We start from the raw sequence: 20,027 nt of genomic DNA, 5'->3' as shown, positions 1-20,027 counted from the left end.
GTCAGACCCCCACCCTGCGCATACCTCATACCACCGGCATACCGCGACGATCACCAACCGTCAGCCCCCACGACAACCCGCCTTCAAGGTCAGTAACTGCAGAGGTGCACGGCCAAGTTCGCGAATCCCATGCCTCACCAGCCTCAAACGCCCCCGGCCAGGCTCACCGAGCCTCACCTCCACGGTGCGGCAGGACCTACTCGCGCAGCCCGCTCGCCCCCCTGCCAAGTCGTCCGACAAGCAAAGGCCGCCGGCACTCCTGCGTCTCCCCCCGGCCCGCTCAGCGGCTCGGCGGAAAGAAGGCGCGCTCCTTACGCCCCCGGCCACTTCCAGCCCACCGCCGGACCTACGGAAAGCAACAAAGCGCAGGTCACAGCAACCGTCGTTTTCTGATTCTCAACACGCTGAACAGGGCTTTCTCATGAGAGGGTAGGCGCACTCCTCATTAAGTGCCCGACTGCCAACGTCGCGAGGCATGGCCGAGCAGGGGGATCAGCACTATCGGCTCGGACATCTCGATGAGAAACAACCTGGGCAGTGGAGTGAGAGTCAGCAAGAAGGCGTACCTGGGATCCGTCAGGGTTCTCGGAGAAGGCGTCGACACGAAGAACTGCGACTCCGTGTACTGGGCGGACGTGCGCGGGTCCATGCCCGACCTCGTCCAGGCGGTGGGGCGTGCGCTGCGCATGCAGCCCGGCGAGGGGAAGATGGCCAGCCTGGTGGTGCCGGTGCTGCTCGGGCCAGGCGAGACAGCGGACAACATGCTCACCAGCAGGGCGTACAACGGACTCGCCAAACTCCTGGAAGCACTCAGAGCCCACGACACCCGCGTCGTCGAGCAGCTCGCCGAACAGCAGGCACAAAGCCGCGTGAGAGGCGTACAGACCCGCAGCTGGCCCGAAGAAGACGAAGCAACCGGCAGCGACCGGAGCGACCGTGAGCTGTCAGTCCCGGCACGGGAACTGCTGAAGTTCTCCACACCCCGCGACCCCGCGCAGCTGGCCGCGTTCATCAACCTCCGCGTCCTCAACCCCGAACACGCCCACTGGAGGCGCGGCGTGGAGGCCGCCGTCATCTACGCACGTGAGCACGGCGACCTGCGCATCCCGTTCACCTACCGCGTCCCGGCCGGGGACGAGGCTGACGCTGCAGGCGAGGGGTGGCCGGCCTCGCTCGCCGGGTACCCGCTGGGCCAGTGGACCGCCGACGCGCGCCGGTTCTACGCCCGCGGCGACATGGACACCGACCGCCTCGCGCAGCTGGAGAAGCTCGGCATGGTCTGGTCCCACTTCGACGTCGCCTGGGAAGAAGGGCTCGCCGCCGCGCGCGGGTGGGCTGCCGAGAATGGTCACCTCCTGGCGCCGCTGGACGCCACCTACCAGGGCTATCGAGTAGGCACCTGGCTCAAGAACGCCCGCGCCGCCGCCCGGCGCGCCCAGGACCTCGAACAGCGGCGTGCCGAAGGGCTGCCCGTAGAGTCGTCGGCCGGGGCGCTGTCGGACGAGCGACGCGAACAGCTCGAGGACATCGACCCCTCCTGGTGCCCAGCCTGGCCAGTGGAGTGGCAGCGCGCCTTCCACCTCGTCCGCCTCCACCTGGAGGCCGGCGGCGAACTGCCGACCGCGCCTGGCACCGTCGTGCACCAGAGTGAGGACCTCGGCCGGTGGGTACGGTCAGTACGCCTGGGCTGGGACAAGCTCACAACCGTGCAGCAATGGATGTGCGAACACGTCCTCGGCATCACACCCGTCAGCGCGGACGAGAAGCCCACGCCGCGCACCAGCCAGGCACAGAAGTGGGCGATGCACCTCGCCGCCGCCCGGCAGTATTACGAACGCGAAGGACACCTCCGGGTCCCGCGCAAACACATCGGGACGATCACCGTCGACGGCGTCGGCGGCGGGAACGGCGGCAGCAGCGAGGACCAGGAGGGGCGGGAGCTCAAGCTGGGGGGCCTGGATCAACAACCAGCGCGCCCGGGCCGCGGCCCTCTCCCCCGAGCGCGTGGAACAGCTCTCTGCCATCGGCATGCGCTGGACATGATGCACGGATGGGAAGCGGGGCCGGGACAGGATGAGCCGCCCCAGCCCCGATGGTTCACCACAGCCACGCATCCATGCGCGGTGCGGATCATGCGGCCAGCCCTCGCCGACACGTAGCCGGCGGGTGTGCCGAACAGCGGTCGGAGCGGGCCCTGATGCTCGCGCAGGAGCGACGCCCCCCGTCGCCCGGTGAATCGGACAACTGCTCCTGGAGCATGCGACGACATCGTGGACGGCCGGGCGAAGCACTACCTCGGCGAGATCGAAACCATCCACGACCGCGACAGCTCAACCAGCCACGGCATCGCCCGGCCTGCCGCAGTAGGCCAGAGCCTCGGCGGCCCGGCTCCGGTATGCACGGAAACGGCGCAGGTACGACCGTGCCAGAGGGCCCCGCGGGACCCCCCGGGCAAAGGCTCGCATGTTGCGTTCGCCCGCGTTGTAGCCCAAGGCGAGGAGTTCGTCGCGGGTGTAGCGGCGCACGTGCCGCTTTGGAAGGCTCCGGTCGAGGTCCTTCAGGTGCAAGGCCGCCGCGTGGATGGCGAAAGCGGGATCGTCGCGAAGGTCTTGCCACCGCTCCGACAGGCCATGCGTCCGCCGAACCCGCTCGAACGTCACACGGTGCATGTTGGCCACTCCGAAGGCCGCCCCGGGCTTCCACCACTGCCACAGCCGCTCCAGCAGCGGATGGTGCGGCTTGTACGCCTCATTGTGGAGCACGGTCATCACGAGCAGGGGCGACACTGCGGCCTCCTCCGCGCTGCGCACCACATACGCGGCATAGTCGGCCGGATCGTAGCCACCGGGCCGCAACGGTGGCGTCCGAACACCACCGCGGTCCACCGGTTGCGAACGTTGCTTCGACGCCGCCCACGACCGCTCGGCCATCCCCATGCACCTCTCCCCTGTCGCCTGCCCCCGCCTGAACAGCAGGACCTCTGCGATCCCGAGGTGCGCGTGCCCGCGCGGACCGGCCTCAATCCAGCACACCGGACCGCCGATCCGCATCCCCTAATACTGCAACGGCGCTTGCTGTGACGGTTTGTTGGCTTCTGGTGGTGTGTGGCCGCGGCGTTTGTAGTGGCTGACGCGGGCTTGGTGTTGTCGTCGTCGGCGCCAGTGTGACCAGTGGAGGACGTGGTCGTGGCTGGGGCGGGGTCGGGTGAGCCGGCTGATCAGGCGTCGGAGTTCGGGGAGGGTGAGGGGTATGAGCCGGGAGGATCCGTTTCTGCTTTCCCGACATCGTGTTCGCGAGCCCGTAGGACGGTCAGGCAGGCGTGGGCGGCCATGGCGAGGGTGATGTGGCGGTGCCAGCCGGGGTAACGGCGGACCTGGTAGTCGTCGAGACCGCATTCCCCTTTCGCGCTCTGGAAGCATTCTTCGACTGCCCACCGGCTGCCGGCGACGCGGATGAGCTCGTCCAGTGTGGTGCCGGCGGGGCAGTAGGCGATGTAGTAGGAGACCTCCTGAGGCCGGCTGACGCTGCGACGGGCGATGACCCAGTGCTGGCGGTCTTCACGGTGCCAGGGCCGCACTTCGACTCTCGCCCAGTCGTAGACTCGCGGTCCATGGGCTCCGTGCCCGCAGGACCGGCGTTTCCATTTCTGCCGGGGCAGCCCGTCCATCAGGTCGTGCACCGGATGGTCCATGGCCCAGCGAGTGACGACGGTGTCGTGCCGGGTGGTGGCCATGACGTGGAAGACATCGGCCCGCTCGAGTTCGGTCCGCCAGCCCTTGCTGAAACCGTAGGCAGCGTCCGCGGTCACCCACCGGAACGGGATCTTCTCCGTGATCGCCCGGCGGGCCATCGCCTTGGCGATGGCCACTTTCGTCTCGAAGGCGACCGTGTCCTCGATGCCCGCAGCCCGGCACCGTGCCCGGTCATCGGTCCATGACGCGGGCAAATACAGGCGCCGGTCGATCAGCGTGCGGCCACGAGCACTGGCATAGGCGAGGAAGACACCGACCTGGCAGTTCTCGGTCCGGCCCGCCGTTCCCGAGTACTGCCGCTGGACCCCGGCCGAGCGGATCCCCTTCTTCAGGAACCCAGTGTCATCCACGATCAGAACCGCCTCCGGGTCACCGAGGTGCTCGACGACATAGTCGCGGACGTCGGCGAGGACCGCATCGGCGTCCCAGTCGCACCGGTTCAACAGCCGGTGCATCCGGTCGGGAGCCGCGTGACCGGCCTCCTCAGCAAGCGTCCAGCCGTTCTTCCGCTCAAGTGGAGCGATCAGACCCCGCATATACGCCAACGCCGACTCCCGCGGCTCCGACCTGGCGAAACGATGCACGAACCGCTCGTGCAACTCACTCAGCCCAGCCGCCCACGCCCTGACATCACCAAGCACCGCACCCATAATCAGACCAACGACCGCCCTGGCAACCAGTCACAGCAAGCGCCGTTGCAGTACTAACCCGTCCACCGCCACAACGTAACGATCCGCTGCACTCACAGGTCACATCACGAAGCGCCCCGATGCCGTCCAGCCAACGAGTCGCTGCCTCACGCCGCAGCTTGACCCGCAGGCGAACCCATCCTTCCAACGGCACTCGAACACAGGCGCGCCGGCCCGCCCACCGCCATGCCCTGCCCCAGACACAGGCAGCTCGTCCAAGCGTCGCCGCACACAACGATCACCGAACCTGAACTCTGCACAGCGCAGAGGACACGACCTGATCACCCAACCAGCTAACTGACAAACCCGCAGGCCAGCTCCCCACCTCAGCTCAGCACCCATCACCCGTGCAGCTACTGACGCGCCACAATCCCCGCAAACAGACGCACCTCAAACTGATCAGCGCAGGCCAGACCACCAACCACTGTCCAAGAACCTGTCCAGCCAGCCGCTGGAACTGCGGTGGCGCGCGCCGGAGGGCGTGCGGACGCGTGTCCCGCAGGTGATGCTCCGGCTCGCCGACGGCCAGGGGGTTTTGGCGGACTGTACCGCCGCAGGGGAGCTTTCTGGGCGGCAGCGGTCCCTCGCGGCGGTGGTCGGTGAGGTCGCGGCGGTGGGCTGGCGGTACTGGGTGCTGGGTCCGGTCGAACCACCACCAGGAGCCCTACCGCCCGCCGGCCCGGCCGACGCGGGCCAAACACCGGCCTCTACCTAGAGGGAACAGACGGCCCTGCCATAGCGCCGGCTTGCGTCGGCGCCTTGGCTCCAGAGTTTGATGACAGTCAGTGTCTGAGCGTCGAGGCCCGCCCAACTCGAGGCGTCCGCCGCCCGGCCCGTGCGCAACGGGCTGGGTTGAGGCAACTGTAGGCGTAGGGGCCCGGACTGCTCTTCCCGGCCGGGGCAGGCGTCCCCGTCCGGGCCCGGACGGAGCGAGAGGAGCCGCCCGGGTGTGCCGGGCCGCGCAGTCCCCGGTGGCCGGGCAGCTGATCGACGACGTGCTCACTGCGGACCTCGGCTCGTCGGTCGCGGGCGCGAGTGGGGCCGAGGCGGAACGACGAAGCCGGCGCCCGCGTGACGGGTGCCGGCTCGGTGCGGGCAGGCCACGCGCCAACGTGGGCTCTGCCGAGTGTCCCTGTCAGTATCGGTTGCAGCCAGTAGCAGTCAAGGACGTTCGCGGGCCGGGAAGATCGACCTCGTGGTGTTCTGCGACCCACCATCATTCATAGACAGGGACTGTGGCAAGCCGAACATGGACGCGCATGAACCATCCCGGTGGGTGAGGCGGTCGTCAGTCGCGGCGGCGTGACACCCGTACTGGTCAGGCACAGACGTGGGGCGATGGAGTGAGAACCGCTCTCTTGGACACCAGCGAACCAAAAAACGACCATTTCCGCCATACGGGATACAGCGGTCAGGGATCGCTCTGCGGGGAACGGCCCCGGACTGGAATGATGGAAGCACGCCCAGCGCAGCAAGCGACGCCAATCGCCGCTGTCCACATGGGACTTGCAGCCAGTAGCAGTTTCCACGCCCGGTCCGCCGCCCCATGGGCCCGGGCATGCCGAAAGGACTTCGCATGCCGACCGACACCACCCTCGAGCCCCCGACCGAGCCCTCCCCGCCGGAAGCCCCATTCCGGCTCGGCGCGCCGCAGGCCTTCACCGCCGTATCCTTCCCCGTCCTGGGCAGTGCTCTGCACGTCACCGGGATGCCCCTGCAGGACATCTTCATCCTGCTGGGCGGCTGCGGCACCCTGGGCGCGGCAGCGGTCGTGGCCGTCGGCGGCGGCCGCCGCCGCCTGACGTCGCTGGCCGGCGCGGTGCTGCGCGCCGCCGCCGGGAAGTAAGAGGCCGCTGGATGGGACGCCGGGAAAACCCCGTCGACCACAGCCGGCCCGCCCGGGGCCGGCTGGCCGAGTACCTGCGCCTGCGGCGGCAGTCGGCCGGGATGACCTACCAGGAACTGGCCCGGCTCACGGGGCTGTCGCCAGCCACGCTCAAGCGGGCGGCCTCCGGCGCCGTGGTGCCCAAGCACACGACGGCCGAGGCCTACGTGGAGGGCTGCGGCGGCGGGCCGGGAGCGGTGCGGGACGCCGGCGAGCTGTGGCGGCACGCGCGCATCGAGGAACGCGGCCGGCTGGCGCAGCTGCACGCCCCGCGACCCGAGCTCATCAGCGACGCTGCTGACCTGAGCCGGGCCCTGGAAGTGGTGTGGGAACAGGCCGGAGCACCGAGCCTGCGGGACATCCGGGATCGCTCGGGCAACCCGCGCGCCCTGCCGGTTAGCAGCGCTGCCCGCATCGTCAACCGCGACGCCATCCCTGCCGACGAGCAGCAACTGAAGGCGTTCCTGACCGGCTGCGGCATCCCGCCCGAAAAGCACACCGCGTGGACGGCCGCCTTTGCCAAGGCCGGCAGTACCTCGGCCGCAGCCACCGCTGCGCAGGGCCTGCCGCAGGAGTGGACGGTCCCGGACCGCCAGGTCGCGTGGCGGCGCCTGCTGCGCACGGCGTCCGCCCCTACGAGCGGGTCAGTCCCGCCGGGCCCCGGGCCGGGCGCCCGTGACCAGGTGTGGGGGCGGCTCATCGAGCTGCTGCCACCCGCCGCGCTCGAGGAGGCCATCGCCATCGCCAGCGGCATGCAGAGCTACCTGGCGTCAGAAGCCGCCCGCAACGGAAAGGCGCTACAGGCTCCGGCGTACTGGCAGCCGGACATGCTCGCGGTGCACGACGGCAAGTACACGGTGATCGAGGTCAAAAGCACTTCAAACCCGCCCGGTTGGCCTCCGGCGGGCGGAGCCGCGGGCATCCCATCGCACAGGCCACCCGGCAGCGGAGGCCACCCCACCGCCCGGACCGAACCCCGTCCGCGCCCCCCACACGCTCTCCGGGCAGCGTCCTGATCACACCGTCGACCGCCGACCGGCCGTGACGCCAGCCAGCCCTTGGCGACACGGCCGGCGGCACACGCAGGGTCCGAGTCGTCGCTCATGGCGTTTGTCATGCACTACTCCATATTCTGTTGTGGCGCCTCAGCCGGGCCGCCCAGTCAGTCGGCCGTGTAGTCCTCTTCCCCTCGGCTATCGCGTGGGGAAGAGGTTTTGCCCCACCGCGTACAGACGCCTGCGGGTCAGGTGGCGGCCGGTCGCCGCAGATGGCGGGCGACGGCGAAGCCGACGGCGCTCATGCAGGAGGAGCAGTAACGTTCCTCGGCTGCCTCGCCCGAGGCAGCCGGGTCGGACGGGGATTGCGGTGGAATCGGGTACCCGCACAGGGCGCCGGCTCGTGTCTCCTTGCTGACCACATGCCAGACCAGTGCCCCCTGGGCAGGGACCAGCTCCGCGCGCATCTCATACATCAGCGTGCCCTCCTGCGATCACAGCAAGCCAGGGGGCCCACTCCCCCACCCTTTCGATGAGAAGCCGCCGAGCCCGGACAGGCGAATCGGGACAGGCCAGCCGGAGGAAAACGAATGGCACAGGTTTGCCGGACCCTCCGCTCGCCCCCGACTCAGCACCCTCCAGCTCACTCGGGGCCGCCGAGGCAGTCGCCGAAGAGCGTCAGCGCTCTGGTGTGCCCGTACAAGGCGGCGTGCAGTGCGGCGGCAAGGCCGCGTGCGGCCGGCTCGTTCGACAGGCCGTAGAGCACGATGTACGTGGAGGTGGCCGACGACTCGCACGAAACCAGACCGCGCTCTATCAGGCGATCACATGCGCGGACCAAGAGCTCGTCCAGCTCGGGGAGGGGACCCCAAGCGGGCGCGGTGCGCATATCCGCCTGCACCGTCCAACGCCCACGCGCCCGAGAGACACAGACAAACGGCGCGGCACAGTTCTTGGCCTGCGTGTACGCACTGTTGAAGCAGGTGAGCAAAGTCCCGTCGGGGACCGCCTCCGCTGAGAGAGGCTGCGAGATGTCAATTATGCGAGCATCCTGCGCCGCAGAACATGCAGCAAATCGAGCCAGCGGCTCCCTGTCAGTCCAGGTCGAGGTGGTATACGCCGGCCTTGGCATCGGCAAGAAGCGTGAACTGAACGACGGGGCTGCCCTGCGGGCTCCCCTCACCTGCCAAGTCCAGCTCCACCGGCTCGGCGTCGACCAGGACGAACTCCCCGTACCCGTCGAAGTCGCCGGGGCCGTCCGCGACGCCGATGTGGATAGGCGTGGCATCGGGAAGACCGGACAAGGCGTCACGCAGTTTCGCCGCGGTCCACACCTCTGGAGTGTGCTCGAACATGTCAGCCATGAGCCGAGGCTAAAGGGACCCGCACAACACCCGGACCCCGGCGCGCCGCGCATCGCTCGGAGGGTCCACCAGCCAGCCCCGCCGCTGTCGCCTGGGCGGCTTACTTGGGCTGGTGGCCAACGTGGGCACGAAGCGGGCGACCGAGCGGGTTACCGGTGCCACCCCCTGCACCATGTGGGCGAGTTGGACCCGCCGCGGGACCCTGATGATCGTCCGCACCCACGCGCTCCCATCCCCGCGAGGGCCGCCCGCACCCTCATCGCCGCGGTCGTCGACGCCAACCACGGTCACCTGCCGGACGACTCGACCGCACCTCACGCCCGCCGCACTCCTGGTCGGCCCCGGTGGTGCGTGATCAAGAGACGGGCACCGCCGCGCGTCAGAGCCGTCTCGCGTCCCGGCCGGCCGCAATGGTGTGGCTGACGCCGGGCCGTTGTCCTGGTGGGGTGAGAAGTGTCCGTGTAGCGTCATGGCCAGCTGTCATGGATCCGAAGTACCGGCCGCCCGTGAGCGCGTGTTCACGGGCGTCTTGCTGTTCAGCGTCTCTGAGGACCAGGCGATCACCTCCGGCTCCCGCGCGGTGCGGGAGCCGACTACCAGTCCCCCTTGGAGGACAAATGGCCAGCGGAACCGTCAAGTGGTTCAACTCGGAAAAGGGCTTCGGCTTCATCGAGCAGGACGGCGGCGGCCCTGACGTCTTCGCCCACTACTCCAACATCGCCAGCTCCGGATACCGCGAGCTCCAGGAAGGCCAGAAGGTGAACTTCGACATCACCCAAGGCCAGAAGGGGCCCCAGGCGGAGAACATCACCCCCGCCTGACCCAGCTCTGCCCAGTGCCCGCTCCGGTCGGCCGGCATTCTTTATCGCCCATGCGCCCGGTGGGCATCGAGGATGCCTCGGTGCGGGGCTGGCAGAAATACAAGGTCCGCAAGACCGGCGGGGCGGGCGGCCACCCGGACAGGTGGCCGCCCGCGCGCTGTCACAAGCTGAGGTAGAAGCGCACGGTCGTGCCGTCATCGCCGGTGTGCACGCGGACCAAGTCGGCCACGTAGTGGACCAGCATCAGGCCCCGGCCGCCCAGCTGGCCGCGGTCCGGCGGGCGGCGGCCGGCCAGCGGATCGGTCAGCCGGCCCGCGTCGCGGACCTCACACACCAGTTGCTCCTGCTCGGCCCAGACGGCGAGTGTCCCGCGGCCTCCGCCGTGGACCACGCTGTTGGTCGTCAGCTCCGCGACCGCCAGCTCCACATCCATCAGCCGCTCCCCGGCCATGCCCAGCCGCCTCGCCTGAGCGAGGGCGAACTGACGGACCGCCGGAAGGTCCTCACCACCGTAGGAGAAGGCCGCGGCGTCCGGTGCAGGCGCAAGCGCCTGGTTGTACCGATCGACGACCGCCTGCCAGTCGTAGACGTCGCTGACCGACTCACGTCCCTCCCCGCTGATCACGCTCGGGTGGGTAACCTTCGCATCAGCCCCTGGTCATCGCCGATACCCCGCTCGGTCCCGAGCAGGCCACCGCCCGGCTCGGGGTGCGACGTGCCGACATCGACCACATGGTGCGGCTCGGCTGGGTCCACTCTCCTCAGTCGATCGAGGTCCGCTTCGGCACCAGCCGGGCCGGGGCCGTCGACGCCGCGCTCTACACCACGGCGTCCGTCGACGCGGTGCCCGCCGAACACCCGGAGGTCGACTGGGGGCAGCTGCGCACGGTGGAGAAGGGCCGACACTCTCCGCTTGCGGCGCTGCGCCCGGATCCGCGCACCCGTACCGGCGTAAGCCTCCGACTTCCTTCCGCCCACCCGCGTCCCACGCCGTCCAGAAGGGCGGCCCGGGACGCGGGCGTTCTTCTTGCGTGCCGCTCAGGCTTGCCCGGCAGCCGGCTCCCACAGGGGTCGGGCGAGCCCGGTCCCGTCGCAGTGGAAGCACCGGCCGCCTCCCGGCGTGCTGCGGGCGCCGATGGTGCCGGCGGCGTGGCGGAAGAGCCGGGTGAGGACCGCAGTGTGGGCCTCGTGGATCGGGAGCTCCTGCCGTCTGCCGAGCGTGACCTCCAGCGCGACGCCGTGGCCGGTGAAGTGGGCGTGCATGCCCCCGGTGATCGAGCGGAGCGTCTCGTTCAGTTCGTGCATCGTCTCCGCGCCGGACAACTGCACGCGGGCCGCGAGGACGGTGTCGGTGGCCGCGACGAAGGACAGCCATCCGACCGGGCGGGCGAGCGGCCCGACGCGGCCCACCGGGTCGGGGTGGGTGTGCTGAAGCTGTGCCAAGGCATGCCACAGCTCGCCCGGCAGATCCTGGGGTGCGGTCTCTTCTCGGCTGCGTCTCATGCGGCCTGTGTACGGCCTTCCGTGGGCCGTGGCCGTCGAGTGGGCCCGTCCGTCCCGCGCGGTGGCACGGGGACTTCAGTGCCCGTTCCGCCCGCCGGGCCGAACGCCGGACAGCCCCCTCCGCAACGGGGGCGCGCCCGGCGTCGCGCGCGGCTTCAGCGGCCGACGGGCTCGGGGTAGCGCCGGCGGCGCCGGTCCGGGTCGTCGACGCCGATCTCGTACCAGGGCTCGCCCCGCTGGAGCCGGGGGAGGGTGTTCACCCACACCGCGATGGTGATGCCCTTCACGTCGGCGGTGAGCGCCTGGCGGCGGTTGTCGAGCAGGTGCTCCTCCTTGCCCGCCAAGACGACGTACAGCAGCGGGAAGCGCTCGGAGCGGGTGTAGCGGTGGCGCTGCCAGAACGGGTACGTGCTGCCGTTGGTGCCGCGGGCGCCTTCCCAGACGCGGTGTCCGGCGTAGCGCTCGTAGTCCCAGACTTCCTTGGCGAGCCGGGCCTGGGACATGGTGCCGTTGTCGAGTTCGAAGAGGCGCACCTCGCTGGTCTTGGTCGGCACGGCGAGGACGGCGTCGGTGTTGAAGCTGAGGCCGGTCTGCTTGATGGCGTGGTTCACCTCCACCTGCCAGTCCGTCAGGCACTCGTGGTCGCCGGACAGGACCGTGTCGGTGTAGGCGAGGATCATGTCCGTCACCGCGAGACCGTGCGGGCCGAGCCCGGCTCGAACGGCCTTCGCTCCGGTGCCGGCCTTCGGACGCAGCCGCAGCTCATTGCCATCGGCCAGAGCCCTCTGTCCCGCCACCGTCAGATTCCAGATCTGGTGCTTGCCGTCCTTGCCATTCGTCTCCGCCAGCCCGAGCTCCGCCAGTTTCACCATCGCCCTGCGCACGTACGACCGGCCGTCCGACTCCTCCTTTGTGATCACCTGAGCCATCTGCTGCACCGTCGCTATCCGCACACACCCCAGCAACCGCAGCGCATCGGCTCGTACCTTCCCGGCCGTGGGAGTGGACTTCTTCCCCCTCGCCAACGTCTCAGGGGAAGGGAGAGAGGTGTCAGCGTGCCGGGAGGCCCCCTTACGGACGGTGTGAGCTGCGGTGATGGGCACGACGTTGGAATCGTTCACGGCACTGGACGCGGCACTGGATTCCGGGCCGCCCGGAGGCCGCTCAGCACCCCTTGTCCAGGTCGGGCGCTGCTCCGGGTCGGACTGCCGGGCGCAGCTGGTGGACGTCATGTCGAGGCTCCTCACGCAGGTGGCGCGGGGGTCCGGATGGAATTCCCCCGTCACTTGCTAGAGGTGTGGCGAAAGTCAACGGTGTGACATTCGCCCGAGCACCGTTACCGAGCCGTGATCATCCGGCGGGCGCCGCGCAGAGCTCGGAGACGATCGCGAACGACGTCGTCACCATCGGCACGGCCATGGCCGGCGGCATCACCGCGTGCATGGTCCGGCCGTGCGCCATGCCGTTGCGGATCCGCCGACCATAGTCGAGGTACTCCGCCTGCCGGGCCGTCAGGATGCCCGCGTCGGCGCCTTGCTTGATGAGCCCGTGCAGCGGCTTCTTGCCCGCGTCCGGAATGCGGTCGCGCAGCACGATCTCCACCGCGATCAGGGAGTGCATGACCGCCACGGTGGAGAACTCGTAGCAGTAGTACGACTGGCGCAGCAGTTCGCGGGCGGTGCGCAGGACCGTCGCCGCGGCCTCGGGCACGCCGTCGGGCACGACCAGGTCCTCAACGAGGTCGTGCATGTCGGCGTAGCTGTCGACGAAGTGGTGGGCGCGTTCGTCCGGGACCGGGAACGGCAGCCGCTGCGTGGTCATCGCGAAGTCTCCCAGCGGCGCGCCCTGGGCGGCAGCGGCTTTCCCCCGCTCGTCGCTCAGCGTGCCGGGACGGAGATTCCTCCCCCATCGAAATGGGCGGTATGTCGCACGTAGCGGACCAGGTCAAGGAGAAACACGGCGCGGCAGCCACAAGGCGGCGCTCACCGACAGTGCGCGGACTCTGTCCACAGGGCCGCGATCAGAGCATCGGTTCCGAGGCCGCCGCGATCAGCGGGGCGGCCCGTACGTGAGGAGCTGTCACGCCCGAGAACACCGTCACCACGCCGCTCGCTCCGATGGAGCCGGAAGACGTCGCCGACGCCTTCGCCTACATCCGGGCGCTGCAGGCCGACGACATCGACACCGCCTGCGCGGTCATCGAAGAGACGGGCGGCATGGAGATGCGCCGGCTGCTCCTGGACGTCGCCGCGCGCATCTTCATCCCGATCACCGCCGTGGACGACTGCGACGGGGAGCCGTGCGCGCACTCCTTCCTGGCGGCGGCGCTCGGGCGACTGCTCCTGGAGGTCCTGTGCCACGGTGACGGTGCCTGCCTGGCTTTCCCGCCGGGCATCGCCGACACCATCGTCCGCTTCACCGAGAACATCCTCACCGAGGGCCACGGCGACGTCGCCGACGTCCTCCGCCAGCTGGAGGCCGCCGGGATGAAGCAGGCGATGGAAGCGCACCCCGCATCGGCCGGTACACCCGTGGAGCGCACTACCGGCGTGTAGTGCGCACCGAGCCATCGGTGGTGCGCATGGTGCGCGCACCACCGGCGGGAGGTGCGCGCACCATGCGCACTGTGGACCGCGCCGCGCGCATCCCGTGCGCGCACCTTCCAGGAGGTGCGGTGCTCCGTGCGCACCGTGGATCACGCGGCGCGCATCCGGTGCGCGCACCTGCCGGAAGGTGCGGTGCGCCCCGCGCGCCGCGTGTATCGAGTACGCGCACCACGTCGCTGTTCGCCGTCCATGCGGGGGCGGACTCCTATATCACAGACCCCCTTGACCTCGACCTGATCGGCGGCTGCGGCAAACTTGGTCAAGGAGAAACGCGCCGGTTGCGAAGGTGGTCAAGGGGAAACGTGCGCCTGGCCGGACCTGGACAAGGGGTCGGCCGGGCGGCCGGTGCACCCGATCCGAGCGGTGCGCATCGCGTGCGGTGCGGAACATCGAGTGCCGAACATCGTGGTGCGCGCGAGTGCCGGGCATCGTCGGGTGGTGCGCACCGGGTGCGGTGGCGGACATCGCGGTGCGCACCAGAGTGGACTCCATCGTCATCCGGTGCGCATCAGAGTGGAGTCCACTCGGTGGAGCCCATCGGGTGGACTCCACCCGATGGGCTCCACTGGATGCAGAACATCGTGGGTTCCACTCGGCGGCATCGTCACCACAGCCAGGCGGTGGAGTGCCGCACCCGGGACAGGGCGCGGGCGTCCCGGCGCGCGGCCGCGTTGCCGATCCGGCTCTGCCGGGAGCGGGGCCGGCGCGACTGCCCGGCGGCAAGGCGGCGCTTCCCGGCTTCCTGGAGTCGCTTCCGCTGCTTGCGCAGTTCCACCTTCTTCGCGGCCTTCGACTTCGGCGTCCGGGGGCGCTTCCAGATCGGTTGCCACCCCAGGGGCTCGTCGGGGTCGGGCTCCTGGTCCTCGGTGAGCGCGGCGGCCATCTGCTCGCGGGCGGCACAGGCGCGGGCGAGTGCGTCGTCGGGGTTGGGGCGTTCTTCCGGGGTGCTCATGCGACTCCTCCTGTGGTCCGGCCCGGGGTGTGCTGGGTGCCGGGTTGCTGGGTGTGCGGCGGCGGGGCCGTCGCCGGGGTGGGCTGCGGGCGGGGGCCGTGGGCTGCTTCGCGCGCCCGCCGGCTGTCCTGGAGCGTGGCGGCCAACTTCGCGGCGGCGGCTTCCAAGGTCTGGCGCGTCTGTTCCACCGTGTCGACGCCGGTCTCCGGCTCCAGGAGGCGGCCGTTCTTCGGGCCGGTGCGGAACGGCCGCGGGTACGGTCTCGAGGCGGCGGACACGGCGACGGCGTACGGCCGGGTACGGGAGCCCAGGCGCTCCGCACGTCGCACCGCGTGGACCCGGGCGGCCAGGGCGTCGGCGGCGAGGCGGGCCCGCTCGTACGGCGAGGCGGTCCGCTTGCGGGTCAGCGGGCGCAGCACGGCCTGGTCCTCGGTGTCGCGCGGGTACAGGGCGCGCAGGTCGACGGTCATCATCCGCCGGCTCGCCGGGCGGGTGTAGTCGTCGACGACCGTCTGCACGATCTGTTCGTCCAGGCCGGGCTCGTGGGGTCGGCCGCGCAGGACGTAGGAGAGGTGGCGGCGGGCTTCGGCGAGCAGGTGGTGGCGCTTGAACACGCCGCGCATCACGTACACCACGGCGACGACGTCGACGGCCGCCAGGGCGATGTCGACCACCGGCCGTACCCGCGCCCACACCGCCGCGGCCGCCGCTCGCGCCCGCTCCGCCAGCCGGTAGACGGTGCAGGCGCCGAACGCCCGGATCGCTGAGGTGCGCCATCGCTTGCGCAGCTCGGTCAGCGAGAACATTTCCGTGCGCTTGGGCGGGCGTGTCCGGTCGGCGGCCTGACAGGCCAGCGCGTAGGCCGCCCGCTCCCCCGGCGCGTGCCCCTGCCGTTCCTCGTAGTCGGCGGTCAGGACGGGCAGCGCGTCCTCGATCTGCTGACGGCGGGTCGACTGCCAGCCGATGAGCCGCCGGTCGATGCCCGCAATCTCCATGACGCGCCGGCGGCCCGGGGTCACCTCGCGCGGCGCCCACGCCCACCCGAGCCGGGCGGACACCTCCTCCATGAAGTACAGGATGTAGAGGGTGTCGGCCGCGACGATGTTGGTCATCAGCGAGTCCGCCGACAGGTTGCCCCACTTCCCGTCGTGCGGCCGCCGGGCGCGGATCGACACGACCGCGTGAGCGTGGAGAAGTGGCCTCGTTTCCGTGGCTCTGGACTCGTAGTGCCGGAAGACCGCGACGATCAGCCCGTCCTTGACCCGGTCGCGACGCTTGCCGCTGGCTTTCGAGCGGATCTCCGCGACCGACCCCTCCATCCACGCCAGAGTCTTGTCGCGGGCGATGTCGTCGCACAGTTCCAGCACCTGGCGGTGCCGGTCGTCCATCAGGGCCCACGCGAGGTGTGCCGTCGGCGGGGGCCGGAACGTCAGATCGAAGCCCAGCCAGGGGGTGCGCTCCTTGGCCTTCTCGGTCTTCGGTGAGCGGTTGTGCTCGATGGGCCTGCCCAGCACGGTCGCCCGCCGCGCCTGCGCCGGGCTCTTGCCCTGCGCCAGGAGCTCGCGCTCGATCCGGTCGGCATCCGGGTGCCGGCCCTCCCCCAGGAGGAGTTCGGCCTGCCGCTCGGTCACCACGCCCCCAGCCGTCAGGCCGAGCGCGGCCAGGCCCCGGCCCTTCCACACGCCGGGCGGGACACCGGCTTCGTCCTGGGCGGCGCGCAGCGGCGTGCCCGCCCGGCGGTGGCCGTCGCCGACCATCACGCCACGGAAGAGGTAGCGCCCCCCGTCCCCCGGGCGGACCTCCGCTTTGCTGATCACCGACTCATGGAACCCCGGCACTGACCTGCACAAAAGCGCGATCCGGGGTCCATCCCGCCGGGCGGGAGAGCATCACCAGATCTTTACCGCACCGCCCGCCAGGCGGGCCGCCGGACCAGCCCTAAGCCGCCGATCTGTGCACAGTCCGCCGCATGACTACCGAACTGCTCCACGCAGACCCCTGCCCGTTGTGCGGCCAGCCCCTCACGCTGCGTCCGACCGTCATCGTCCACTCGAACGTGCCGTACCCCACCCGAACCGACACGGGGCCCCACTGCCGCTACTGCGCCAACGACATGTTCCGCTCACAGCAGTGGAACGACCTGATGCGCGCCCGCTACGAGCGCTGACTCCGGGCCGTGCGAATGCTGCGCGGCGGCGCGCGTCAATCGTGTCCGCCGTGTCCCATCTGACGAATCCGTCTGGCCGGGTCAAGTCTTGCCGAAGGGCCGGAGGGAGGTCAGCTTTGGCTAACCGGTGAAAGAGGCTGGCCGCCCCGTGGCCAGGTTTCTGTGTTGTTGCTGGATCCTTCGGACACGCTCGACGATTTCTGCGTACTGCGGCTGGTGTTGCTGGGCAAATGCGCGATGCATGCCGGTTGAGAAGCGCAGTTCGATCAAGCTGGTGCGAGCCGTGTCATCGAGTCTCACCATGTTTGAGGGCAGTGGCCGGCCGAGAGCTTGTTCGAGGTGATGCGCTGGAGTCAGGGGAAGGCCGAAATCGGGATCGGTGAGTGCCTCAACCAGTTGGTCCTTGTAGTGGGGTACACCTGGGCTGTAGTCGAGGTCAAGGACCCACCGCACGGGGCCGATGCCGTCATAGCCAAGGACGCCGAGGCCCTTGTATCCGGTGATGACGTCGGCGGGGACGATGGTGTGGAAGGAGGGAAGGCGGCGCAGTAGCCCACTGGTGCACCAGGCTCCGGCGTGAATGTGGCGAGTCCACTCCCCAGTGTTCCAGCGCTCCTCAGAGGCGTGCTCCTGGACTGTCCACTCGTCGCTACCTCGCCATAGGGGCCACCAGGAAAGCTCGTTGGTGCTGCGCAGGACGGCATTCTCCGCCCGCCGCCAGGCGGCAGGCGGTAGGCCGGTCAGCCACACCGAGGTTCGCCGACCTGAGATATGCAGTTCGATGCCTTGTTTGGTGCGCTCACTGATGCGAAGGCCAGGCAGACCGTGGACTTCACTGAGGTCGGGTTCGTAGACCGGCAAGATTTGGCGAAGAAGGTCCTCACCACGCTGTGGGCTCTCCAGCTCCAGCTTGATGGTGTGCGGGTGGGGGTGTACGCGACGGACGCCGAAGCTGAACTCGGTGAAGCGAGCGTGGCTCTTGAGCAGTTCATCGAAGATGTCTGCCTCGAAGTTGCGTTGCTCGTCGCTGGCCGCTGGCGGGATGGGAGGCTGGCCAAAGTGTTGGGCAGAGTGGGCTTGCTGATAGGTCTCGTTCGTGTAGCGGGTGCGGAGTTCGGCGAGCCGACTGATGCGGTTACGTCGCATGGGAGGTCCTTGCTCCCGTACCGGCGGCCCTCGGTACGGCGAGTGGGTGCCGTTCCCGTTCACGTCTGGGGTGGTCACGGTGGAGTGAAGCTGCGCTCCTTCGCTCTCTGCTTCAGACTCCAACTGGGCCGCAGGGTCTGAGAGAACACGGCCCATCCACCGGCCGAGACTTACTGATGCTATGGCGTGCGTCGGTGGGTGGCTGTTGACATCGGGCTTCCGCGTGTCGCTCCTTGCTCAGCGGTTTCTGCTGGTCAGCATGCAGAGCGGGGGAAGCACGGCGGCGTTTCACGGTTCCCGCATCACCCGATCGGGCCCTTCTCCAGCGAGCTGCTCGAAGGCGCGTCGCCTTGGAGGTCGTGGTCGTCGCTCTCCTGGTCGACGTCGTCGTAGCCGCCGGATGTCGCAGACGATGTCGTCCCGGTGGTCCAGGTCGCCGGTGAGCGCCCGGTGCAGGCAGGTGACGCTGTAGGCCGGCGTCCAGGCGGTGCCGCTGCGCTCGTGGTCGAACGGGCACGGCACGCGAACGTCGAACCCGATGTCGCCCTCACCGTCGACGTCCATGCGCAGCGCGAGGGTCAGGTGCTGCTGGCCGAGGCGGATCTCGCCGACGCGGTCGCCGGCGGCGATGTCGGAGCTGTCCTTCCACCGCCACATCGGCAGGATGCCCTCGCCGAAGAAGCGGCGTACGAGGAGCAGGTGGCCCAGGCCGTCGCCGCCGTCCAGGCCGAGGTCGGCCTGGCGGGCCTCGCTCAGGTGCCGCAGGTACGGCTCCAGCCGGTTCAGGTCGTGGGCGAAGAGGACCTGGTTGAAGCCCTCCCTGGCGAGGTTCTGGTGGGAGAAGGTCATCGCCTCGTGCTGGCGCCGGACGACGTCGTCGGGCACGCGCCGGTTGGCCGGGCGCGGTTGCTGCCGCTGGAGGCACAGCGACAGCGGCGTGGAGACGACGACCGCGACCGTCGGCACGCCGTACTTCTTCGCGGTCATCACCAGCTCGACCCTGACGGCCTCTTCGACGTTGGTGGCGTTCCCTGGCAAGTAGTTGTGTTCGATCGCTGAAGCCCCAGACTCACGAAGTGCCGAGTTCCGTGGTCTGGTCGCGGCGCCGACGAGACCGTGGAATGTGGGAGAACGGAACGGTGAGAGGATTTCGAGGGTGACGGCCGCATCCTGCACAATCTCCACAACGCGATCCAGAAGTGGCCGTCGAGCCGTACGCCAATCCGAACACCCCTCCCTCATTCGGAGTCATTCCAGGGCGGGCTCTTTTGGCAGTCGACCGTATGGGCAGGGACGTCGACGACAGATACCACTGGCAGATGCCGCTCGACGAAAGGGACCGTCCATGCGCAAGATCGCTCTCCTGCTCGGTTTGGCACTCTCCGCAAGCGTGACTGCGGCCGCCCCGGCCGCAGCCAACGGTCCCGGCTACCCCCCGAGCGACCAGGCGGTGGTCATCAGCAACGCCTCGACCGGCTTCTACCTGCAGACCGACACTCAGAATGAGAACCGGCCGCAGTACGTCCAGGTTTGGTACCCCTGGCCGCTGGCCAATGAGGGCTCGGGGTCGGTCTGGCGACTCAAGCAGAAGTACGGCGACCACTACGTCATCGAGACCGAACCGATCAAGAACCCGACCCCGGCCTGTCTGACGGTGCCGGACAACGCGAAGGACAACGGCCCGCTGACCGTGACCAACTGCAACGGCGGTCCGGCACAGAACTGGATCGTCCGCGAGGACGGCACCTCCGAGACCTACACCATCACCCCGGCCGGAGCGAACTTCCGGCAGTGGGCAATCACTTCGCAGTCGCAGAACTACCCCCACCCTGATGTGTACGTGACCCTCAAGCACTTCACCGGAACCAACGCGCCCACCAACATGCGCTGGAAGATCGACCCGAGGTCGGCCGCCTGACCTCCCGGTCAAGGAAGGCCGACAGGCGCGGCGGCCCGCGCGGCTGCTGCGGACCTGCGCCCCTGGGAGAAGCCGACAGAGCCGGATCTGCTGACCCCTCGCCATCGGGTGAACGGTGACCCTCTGACGGCGGCTCGGGGGGGGGAAACACCCCCCTCGCACGGGCGGGTTCCCCCAGCACCGCCCCCCAAACCCCCCCCCCCTCCCCACCGAGTCGCTTGTGTTTTCT

The 20,027-nt window shown here is 69.5% G+C and carries 19 protein-coding genes and 2 pseudogenes; 8 read left to right on the top strand and 13 right to left on the bottom strand.

Translation table 11 applies throughout. From position 1 onward, the window contains the following. The first annotated feature begins 518 nt into the window (after positions 1-518). Positions 519-2,159 (top strand): helicase associated domain-containing protein, encoded by a 1,641-nt coding sequence (locus tag AC07FK_RS33025; RefSeq protein WP_479108596.1) that lies wholly within the window; start codon positions 519-521, stop codon positions 2,157-2,159. Positions 2,160-2,330: 171 nt separating this feature from the next. Here the strand turns inward: AC07FK_RS33025 and AC07FK_RS33020 are convergent, their stop codons facing one another. Both AC07FK_RS33020 and AC07FK_RS33015 read right to left on the bottom strand, forming a co-directional pair. Then, complete coding sequence (locus AC07FK_RS33020; RefSeq protein ID WP_479108595.1) at positions 2,331-2,936, bottom strand: lysozyme family protein; 606 nt, start codon at positions 2,934-2,936, stop codon at positions 2,331-2,333. 281 nt (positions 2,937-3,217) lie between these two features. Next, positions 3,218-4,402: an IS701 family transposase gene (locus tag AC07FK_RS33015; protein WP_479108594.1), complete on the bottom strand. Its 1,185-nt coding sequence runs from the start codon at positions 4,400-4,402 to the stop codon at positions 3,218-3,220. 1,615 nt (positions 4,403-6,017) lie between these two features. Between AC07FK_RS33015 and AC07FK_RS33010 the strand changes: the two genes are divergently transcribed. Both AC07FK_RS33010 and AC07FK_RS33005 read left to right on the top strand, forming a co-directional pair. Continuing rightward, entirely contained in the window at positions 6,018-6,287 is a 270-nt protein-coding gene (locus AC07FK_RS33010) for a hypothetical protein (protein WP_479108593.1), read from the top strand. A gap of 11 nt (positions 6,288-6,298) precedes the next feature. After that, on the top strand, positions 6,299-7,342 hold the full coding sequence (locus AC07FK_RS33005; protein ID WP_479108592.1) for a helix-turn-helix domain-containing protein: 1,044 nt from the start codon (positions 6,299-6,301) through the stop codon (positions 7,340-7,342). Between the two features lie 227 nt (positions 7,343-7,569). Here the strand turns inward: AC07FK_RS33005 and AC07FK_RS33000 are convergent, their stop codons facing one another. The 3 genes from AC07FK_RS33000 to AC07FK_RS32990 all read right to left on the bottom strand — a co-directional run bounded on the left by AC07FK_RS33000 (position 7,570) and on the right by AC07FK_RS32990 (position 8,685). Then, complete coding sequence (locus tag AC07FK_RS33000; RefSeq protein ID WP_479108591.1) at positions 7,570-7,797, bottom strand: hypothetical protein; 228 nt, start codon at positions 7,795-7,797, stop codon at positions 7,570-7,572. Between the two features lie 167 nt (positions 7,798-7,964). Beyond that, on the bottom strand, positions 7,965-8,210 hold the full coding sequence (locus AC07FK_RS32995) for a hypothetical protein (protein ID WP_479108590.1): 246 nt from the start codon (positions 8,208-8,210) through the stop codon (positions 7,965-7,967). 205 nt (positions 8,211-8,415) lie between these two features. Next, positions 8,416-8,685: a DUF6225 family protein gene (locus AC07FK_RS32990; RefSeq protein WP_479108589.1), complete on the bottom strand. Its 270-nt coding sequence runs from the start codon at positions 8,683-8,685 to the stop codon at positions 8,416-8,418. A 617-nt stretch (positions 8,686-9,302) separates the two neighbouring features. Between AC07FK_RS32990 and AC07FK_RS32985 the strand changes: the two genes are divergently transcribed. Continuing rightward, on the top strand, positions 9,303-9,506 hold the full coding sequence (locus AC07FK_RS32985; RefSeq protein ID WP_138901082.1) for a cold-shock protein: 204 nt from the start codon (positions 9,303-9,305) through the stop codon (positions 9,504-9,506). Positions 9,507-9,666: 160 nt separating this feature from the next. Here the strand turns inward: AC07FK_RS32985 and AC07FK_RS32980 are convergent. Then, a pseudogene (locus tag AC07FK_RS32980) lies at positions 9,667-10,158 on the bottom strand (ATP-binding protein); the annotation flags it as partial. A 2-nt stretch (positions 10,159-10,160) separates the two neighbouring features. Here AC07FK_RS32980 and AC07FK_RS32975 point away from each other — a divergent pair. Beyond that, a pseudogene (locus AC07FK_RS32975) lies at positions 10,161-10,436 on the top strand (hypothetical protein); the annotation flags it as partial. Positions 10,437-10,544: 108 nt separating this feature from the next. On the opposite strand, the gene AC07FK_RS32970 reads toward AC07FK_RS32975, so the two are convergent. The 3 genes from AC07FK_RS32970 to AC07FK_RS32960 all read right to left on the bottom strand — a co-directional run bounded on the left by AC07FK_RS32970 (position 10,545) and on the right by AC07FK_RS32960 (position 12,830). Continuing rightward, positions 10,545-11,009 (bottom strand): hypothetical protein, encoded by a 465-nt coding sequence (locus AC07FK_RS32970; protein WP_479108588.1) that lies wholly within the window; start codon positions 11,007-11,009, stop codon positions 10,545-10,547. A gap of 155 nt (positions 11,010-11,164) precedes the next feature. Continuing rightward, entirely contained in the window at positions 11,165-12,241 is a 1,077-nt protein-coding gene (locus AC07FK_RS32965; RefSeq protein ID WP_479108587.1) for a replication-relaxation family protein, read from the bottom strand. Between the two features lie 118 nt (positions 12,242-12,359). Next, positions 12,360-12,830, bottom strand: coding sequence for a hypothetical protein (locus AC07FK_RS32960; RefSeq protein WP_479108586.1), 471 nt, complete (start codon positions 12,828-12,830; stop codon positions 12,360-12,362). A gap of 296 nt (positions 12,831-13,126) precedes the next feature. Between AC07FK_RS32960 and AC07FK_RS32955 the strand changes: the two genes are divergently transcribed. Then, a complete protein-coding gene (locus tag AC07FK_RS32955) occupies positions 13,127-13,564 on the top strand; it encodes a hypothetical protein (protein WP_479108585.1) in 438 nt (145 codons plus the stop codon). Between the two features lie 655 nt (positions 13,565-14,219). On the opposite strand, the gene AC07FK_RS32950 is transcribed toward AC07FK_RS32955, so the two are convergent. Both AC07FK_RS32950 and mobF read right to left on the bottom strand, forming a co-directional pair. Continuing rightward, positions 14,220-14,567 (bottom strand): hypothetical protein, encoded by a 348-nt coding sequence (locus tag AC07FK_RS32950; protein ID WP_479108584.1) that lies wholly within the window; start codon positions 14,565-14,567, stop codon positions 14,220-14,222. Beyond that, entirely contained in the window at positions 14,564-16,324 is a 1,761-nt protein-coding gene (mobF, locus tag AC07FK_RS32945; protein ID WP_479108600.1) for a MobF family relaxase, read from the bottom strand. The genes AC07FK_RS32950 and mobF overlap by 4 nt, the downstream gene beginning before the upstream one ends. A 212-nt stretch (positions 16,325-16,536) precedes the next feature. Here mobF and AC07FK_RS32940 point away from each other — a divergent pair, with 212 nt between their 5' ends. After that, complete coding sequence (locus AC07FK_RS32940; protein WP_479108583.1) at positions 16,537-16,734, top strand: hypothetical protein; 198 nt, start codon at positions 16,537-16,539, stop codon at positions 16,732-16,734. 120 nt (positions 16,735-16,854) lie between these two features. Here the strand turns inward: AC07FK_RS32940 and AC07FK_RS32935 are convergent, their stop codons facing one another. Together AC07FK_RS32935 and AC07FK_RS32930 are read right to left on the bottom strand one after the other, a co-directional pair. After that, positions 16,855-17,880 carry a hypothetical protein gene (locus AC07FK_RS32935; protein WP_479108582.1) on the bottom strand — a complete coding sequence of 342 codons (1,026 nt, stop codon included), beginning with the start codon at positions 17,878-17,880 and terminating at the stop codon, positions 16,855-16,857. A 288-nt stretch (positions 17,881-18,168) separates the two neighbouring features. Next, the gene (locus tag AC07FK_RS32930) at positions 18,169-18,918 is read right to left on the bottom strand and encodes an AAA family ATPase (RefSeq protein ID WP_479108581.1); all 750 of its coding nucleotides are present in this window, start codon (positions 18,916-18,918) and stop codon (positions 18,169-18,171) included. Between the two features lie 307 nt (positions 18,919-19,225). Between AC07FK_RS32930 and AC07FK_RS32925 the strand changes: the two genes are divergently transcribed. Beyond that, on the top strand, positions 19,226-19,798 hold the full coding sequence (locus tag AC07FK_RS32925; RefSeq protein WP_479108580.1) for an RICIN domain-containing protein: 573 nt from the start codon (positions 19,226-19,228) through the stop codon (positions 19,796-19,798). Positions 19,799-20,027: the final 229 nt, after the last annotated feature.

The sequence above is a fragment of the Streptomyces sp. NPDC046122 genome, from assembly GCF_056429965.1.
Note: the sequence above shows the minus strand (reverse complement) of the source record. Positions and strands in the feature narration are given on the sequence as shown.

Excerpts from the sequence above, each read along its gene's own strand:
- AC07FK_RS33025 (WP_479108596.1), top strand. The coding sequence starts at position 519 with ATGAGAAACAACCTGGGCAGTGGAGTGAGAGTCAGCAAGAAGGCGTAC.
- AC07FK_RS33020 (WP_479108595.1), bottom strand. The coding sequence starts at position 2,936 with ATGGGGATGGCCGAGCGGTCGTGGGCGGCGTCGAAGCAACGTTCGCAA.
- AC07FK_RS33015 (WP_479108594.1), bottom strand. The coding sequence starts at position 4,402 with ATGGGTGCGGTGCTTGGTGATGTCAGGGCGTGGGCGGCTGGGCTGAGT.
- AC07FK_RS33010 (WP_479108593.1), top strand. The coding sequence starts at position 6,018 with ATGCCGACCGACACCACCCTCGAGCCCCCGACCGAGCCCTCCCCGCCG.
- AC07FK_RS33005 (WP_479108592.1), top strand. The coding sequence starts at position 6,299 with ATGGGACGCCGGGAAAACCCCGTCGACCACAGCCGGCCCGCCCGGGGC.
- AC07FK_RS33000 (WP_479108591.1), bottom strand. The coding sequence starts at position 7,797 with ATGTATGAGATGCGCGCGGAGCTGGTCCCTGCCCAGGGGGCACTGGTC.
- AC07FK_RS32995 (WP_479108590.1), bottom strand. The coding sequence starts at position 8,210 with ATGCGCACCGCGCCCGCTTGGGGTCCCCTCCCCGAGCTGGACGAGCTC.
- AC07FK_RS32990 (WP_479108589.1), bottom strand. The coding sequence starts at position 8,685 with ATGGCTGACATGTTCGAGCACACTCCAGAGGTGTGGACCGCGGCGAAA.
- AC07FK_RS32985 (WP_138901082.1), top strand. The coding sequence starts at position 9,303 with ATGGCCAGCGGAACCGTCAAGTGGTTCAACTCGGAAAAGGGCTTCGGC.
- AC07FK_RS32970 (WP_479108588.1), bottom strand. The coding sequence starts at position 11,009 with ATGAGACGCAGCCGAGAAGAGACCGCACCCCAGGATCTGCCGGGCGAG.
- AC07FK_RS32965 (WP_479108587.1), bottom strand. The coding sequence starts at position 12,241 with ATGACGTCCACCAGCTGCGCCCGGCAGTCCGACCCGGAGCAGCGCCCG.
- AC07FK_RS32960 (WP_479108586.1), bottom strand. The coding sequence starts at position 12,830 with ATGACCACGCAGCGGCTGCCGTTCCCGGTCCCGGACGAACGCGCCCAC.
- AC07FK_RS32955 (WP_479108585.1), top strand. The coding sequence starts at position 13,127 with ATGGAGCCGGAAGACGTCGCCGACGCCTTCGCCTACATCCGGGCGCTG.
- AC07FK_RS32950 (WP_479108584.1), bottom strand. The coding sequence starts at position 14,567 with ATGAGCACCCCGGAAGAACGCCCCAACCCCGACGACGCACTCGCCCGC.
- mobF (WP_479108600.1), bottom strand. The coding sequence starts at position 16,324 with ATGGTCGGCGACGGCCACCGCCGGGCGGGCACGCCGCTGCGCGCCGCC.
- AC07FK_RS32940 (WP_479108583.1), top strand. The coding sequence starts at position 16,537 with ATGACTACCGAACTGCTCCACGCAGACCCCTGCCCGTTGTGCGGCCAG.
- AC07FK_RS32935 (WP_479108582.1), bottom strand. The coding sequence starts at position 17,880 with ATGCGACGTAACCGCATCAGTCGGCTCGCCGAACTCCGCACCCGCTAC.
- AC07FK_RS32925 (WP_479108580.1), top strand. The coding sequence starts at position 19,226 with ATGCGCAAGATCGCTCTCCTGCTCGGTTTGGCACTCTCCGCAAGCGTG.